The 4,191-nt window shown below is 60.1% G+C and carries 6 protein-coding genes and 1 tRNA gene; 6 read left to right on the forward strand and 1 reads right to left on the reverse strand.

What is annotated here, in order from left to right; genetic code table 11:
* The coding region (locus tag WCA53_RS05640; RefSeq protein WP_423906691.1) for a septal ring lytic transglycosylase RlpA family protein at positions 1–454 on the forward strand (454 nt) is incomplete at its 5' end.
* 67 nt (positions 455–521) lie between these two features.
* Here WCA53_RS05640 and rsmI read toward each other — a convergent pair.
* Positions 522–1,424 carry a 16S rRNA (cytidine(1402)-2'-O)-methyltransferase gene (gene rsmI / locus WCA53_RS05645; RefSeq protein ID WP_423906694.1) on the reverse strand — a complete coding sequence of 301 codons (903 nt, stop codon included), beginning with the start codon at positions 1,422–1,424 and terminating at the stop codon, positions 522–524.
* Between rsmI and WCA53_RS05650 the strand changes: the two genes are divergently transcribed.
* From WCA53_RS05650 to WCA53_RS05670, 5 genes are all read left to right on the forward strand, one after another.
* On the forward strand, positions 1,423–1,851 hold the full coding sequence (locus WCA53_RS05650) for a YraN family protein (RefSeq protein WP_423906696.1): 429 nt from the start codon (positions 1,423–1,425) through the stop codon (positions 1,849–1,851). The genes rsmI and WCA53_RS05650 overlap by 2 nt on opposite strands.
* A 180-nt stretch (positions 1,852–2,031) precedes the next feature.
* Complete coding sequence (locus WCA53_RS05655) at positions 2,032–2,619, forward strand: SIS domain-containing protein (RefSeq protein ID WP_423906699.1); 588 nt, start codon at positions 2,032–2,034, stop codon at positions 2,617–2,619.
* Between the two features lie 19 nt (positions 2,620–2,638).
* Entirely contained in the window at positions 2,639–3,436 is a 798-nt protein-coding gene (locus tag WCA53_RS05660; protein ID WP_423906703.1) for a BON domain-containing protein, read from the forward strand.
* A complete protein-coding gene (locus tag WCA53_RS05665) occupies positions 3,433–3,792 on the forward strand; it encodes a c-type cytochrome (RefSeq protein WP_423906706.1) in 360 nt (119 codons plus the stop codon). Before WCA53_RS05660 ends, WCA53_RS05665 begins: the two co-directional genes overlap by 4 nt.
* An 80-nt stretch (positions 3,793–3,872) precedes the next feature.
* Positions 3,873–3,948 (forward strand) — tRNA-Ala (locus WCA53_RS05670).
* The last annotated feature ends 243 nt before the right edge of the window (positions 3,949–4,191 follow it).

A 4,191-nucleotide genomic window follows, 5' to 3' on the forward strand; every position in this document is an offset into this window, starting at 1 on the left:
CCCGGACGCACCGCTGGCTTACGATTCCCGTCTGAACTCGTTGCCGTCTTCGTCCGACAAATCGTCGCTCGCCAGTGCAGAGCCGATCACCGCAGGTGGAGGCGTTGCTGATTTTGAACAGCAGGGCCGTGCCTCATGGTATGGCCGGGCTTTCCACGGCCACAAAACCGCCAGCGGCGAAAAGTACAACATGAACGCCATGACTGCCGCGCATCGTACGTTGCCGCTGGCATCGTGGGTTCGTGTGACGAATCAGTCGAATCTCAAGTCGGTTATCGTCAAGATTAATGATCGTGGTCCGTACGCGCGCGGTCGCGTGATAGATCTTTCCTATGCCGCCGCAGCCATGTTGGGGATGCGAGGACAGGGTGTCGGCCAGGTAAAAATTGAAGGTTTGACGCCGCAAGAAGCGCAAGTGGAGCGCGAACAACTGGCATCGAATAACGCGAATTAATAAGATTGTTCAGGTGATAAGCAGTAGCAAACGGGCCGTTTCGACGGTCCGTTTTTTATTGCGACTTCTATTCTTCCTCACGCCCTTTTTCTTCCTCGCGCCCTTTAGTCAGCGCTAACGCACGCGTGTAAAGCGCATTTCGCGATGCGCCTGTCAACGTCGCCGCGAGTTTTGCTGCACTGCTCACCGATAGTTCCTCAAGCAGCGTCGTCAGCAACGCGTCATGAGCGTCCTCCTGCGGCGCCTCTTGCGGCGCGCCTTCCACCACCAGGACAAATTCGCCGCGTTGCCGGTTCGCATCGCCGGCTAGCCACGTTGGCCCTTCGGCCAGGGTGCATCGATGAATGCTCTCATGTAACTTGGTCAGCTCACGGGCAATCAGCAATTGCCGGTCGCCACCGAACGCATCGAGGAGTGCTTGAACCGTTTCAACTATGCGATGCGGCGCTTCGTAAATGACGAGCGCCTGCGAGTGATGCAGCAACGAGAGTAGTTGCGTTGCTCGTTGCTTGGGCTTGGTGGCAAGAAAGCCAATGAACGAAAACGTGTGGACCCACGCACCGGCCGCGCTGAGCGCAGTCGTGAGCGCGCTTGCGCCTGGAAGCGGGATAACCGGGAAACCGGCTTCGCGCACGGCATCGACAAGTCGTGCGCCCGGATCCGAAATGCCCGGCGTGCCTGCGTCCGACACGCACGCGATCCGCTCGCCGTTGCGCAAGTGCGCGATCACGTGCTCGGCGGCGCTGCGCTCGTTGTGTTCGTGCACGGCAAGCGTCGGCTTCGAGATGCCATAGCGCGACAAGAGCTGGGACGTGTTGCGCGTGTCCTCGGCGGCCACCCGGTCGACTAGTCCGAGCACGTGCAGCGCGCGCACCGTGATGTCGGCGACATTGCCAATCGGCGTCGCGACTATGTACAGCGCGCCGGGCGGGAATTGCTGGCCTTGAGCGAGTTCGGAGAGTGGAATCATGAGGGCGGGTGGCAAGCAGAGGACGTCATTGTGCCATGCGTTGCGGGACAACTTTTTAGGGGGCTGTGTGTCGAAGACAATCGGAAGCGCGTTCGAGCAGCGTGCAATGGAGTACTTGCAACGGCAGCGTCTGCGGTTTGTCGCGCGCAATTTCACGTGTCGCGGCGGGGAGATCGATCTCGTGATGCGCGAGATCGGAAGCCCGCGGGCGCTCGTGTTCGTCGAGGTTCGTGCGCGGCGTAGCCGGCAGTTCGCGGCGGCTGCGGCGAGTATCGGTGCGCACAAGCAGCGGCGTTTGGTGCTTGCGGCACAGCACTATCTGATGACATGGCGCGGTGCGTTGCCCGTGTGCCGCTTCGATGTAATCGCGTTCGATGCGGGCAGTATCGTGTGGTTGCGCGACGCTTTTCGCGCCGATACCTCGTGATACATGCACGCATGTCGAGTGACGCCGACAGCGAGTGCGGTAAACTGCCCGGAGCCTGAAACAGGCCTTGGCAGACGTTGGGCGAATTACCGTTCAGCCGTGCTTGCGCTGTATGGTTTCAGCAGTTCAACACCCAACCACCGAACCACCGCGTATTTCGCGGCCGATAACTGAGAGTCGATGCCCGTCGAACGTATCCAGAATCATTTCCGCGAAAACGCGGCCGTCCATCGCGAAGCACTCGACACGCTCGCTATTCCGATCGCTACAGCTATTGACGTGCTGTTCGGCGCGCTTGAGAACGGTTCACGCATCCTGGCCTGCGGCAACGGCGGTTCTGCCGCCAACGCGCAGCGACTTGCGACCACGCTGGTGGGAGGGTTCGAGCGCGAGCGGCCCGGCTTGCCGGCCATTGCGCTGGACGCGAATGCTTCCATGCTCACGGCCATCAGCAACGAGTCGGCATTCGAGGCGGTCTATTCAAAACAGATCCGCGCGCTCGGTCAGGCAGGGGACGTGCTGGTGGTCATCTCTACGTCGGGTAACTCGGTAAACTTGCTCGCCGCAATCCAGGAAGCGCATGAGCGCGAGATGTTCGTGATCGCGTTGACCGGCAATGGCGGGGGCGTGATCAGCGAAGTACTCGCCGACACAGACATCCATATCTGCGTGCCATCCGAGCGGGCGCCACGCATCCAGGAAGTCCATCTGTTAACCATTCACTGCCTGTGCGACGGCATCGACGCGATGCTGCTTGGCGACGAATGATCTTAAGGGGAACGAGTTGATGAACAAGACACGCGTCAAATCGACGCTGGCCAGAGTCACACTATTGGTGGGCATGTTGTCCGGAGTTGCAGTGAGCATGCAGGGCTGTGTTCTCGCGGTTGTAGGGGCGGCGGCCGGCGGCGGCGCGCTGGTCGCGACCGACCGGCGTACCCTGGGAGCGCAGACGGAGGATCGCGAGATTCAGGTCAAAGCCAAGACGCGTCTCAGCGAGAACTTGCCGGACGAGGCGCATATCAACGTGACCGTGTTCAATCGGCGCGTGCTGTTGACCGGCGAAGTGCCGTCCGAGCAGTGGAAGCAAAAAGCCGAAGAGCAAGTGCGGACCATCAACAACGTGAACAGCATCGTGAACGAATTGGGCGTTCAGGGCGCAAGTTCGTTGTCATCGCGTACCAACGACTCGTATCTCGAGAGTCGCGTGAAGGGCGCGATGGTCGGCGAAAAGGATTTGCGGGCGAATTATTACAAGGTCGTCTGTGAGCGCGACACGGTGTACCTGATGGGCCTGGTCACGCGAGAAGAGGGCACGCACGGCGCGGACGTTGCGGCGACGGTGCCGGGTGTCGATCAGGTCGTCAAGGTGTTCCAGTACATCAAGCCGGAAGATGCTCAGGCATTGACGGCGGCGGCAGCGTCGGGCGCGAGTACCCCCGCGGTCGCGCCCGCTAATAACGATGCAACCACCGGTGCGGTGCCGAATTCGTCGGTGAGTGCGACGCCGCTCGATGTGCAGGCGCCCGCGCCGGTCAAGAGTTCGGATGTACATCAGGGTAATGGGGCGGCGGTCGTTAAATGAGGCAGTGGTTTTCGATACTCGTGGTCGTAACGGGAATTAGCCAGGGCGCGTTCGCTGCGGATGCGCCTGTTGCGCCCGTTCCTCCTGTTCCTCCTGCCGATGGGATGAACATCGCGGGCAAGAATGCTTGCATGGGGTGCCATGCCGTTGACCGGAAGCTGGTCGGCCCCTCGTTTCAACAGATCGCCGCCAAGTACAGGGGCGATGTCCAAGCACCGGTGCGACTCGAGGCCAAGGTGAGGGATGGCGGCAGCGGCGTGTGGGGCGTCTTGCCCATGCCGTCGCATCGTTCCATGGATTCAGCCGATATCAAGAAGGTGGTCGGCTGGATTCTGGCAGGGGCGCCATCGAAATAGTCGGTGTGATTAATTGCATAGTTAACGGCTGTGGACCCTTGTCAGACGGTCCTGAGCCTGTGCTAGAATCATTACACGATGGGGGGGTAGCTCAGCTGGGAGAGCGTCGCGTTCGCAATGCGAAGGTCGGGAGTTCGATCCTCCTCCTCTCCACCACGAATTTTGTATGCCATTGATGGGCTTGAAACAGGGATTATCTTTTTGCAGCAAGTGCAAAGATATGCTTCGCGATAAAGCCGGCCTCGAGCCGGCTTTATCGTTTCTATGCTCTGATGGACTGGCTACTTGGGGAGCGACTGGGCTAATTGCCCTTGCCTAGCTTTAGCTTCGTCATCGTCATCCAATTTCGGCCACTGTTGCGCCCCATGCAGAAAGCGGAACAGTTCGATACGTTTTGCG

Source organism: Caballeronia sp. (assembly GCF_049581465.1).
Classification (GTDB): Bacteria; Pseudomonadota; Gammaproteobacteria; order Burkholderiales; family Burkholderiaceae; genus Caballeronia.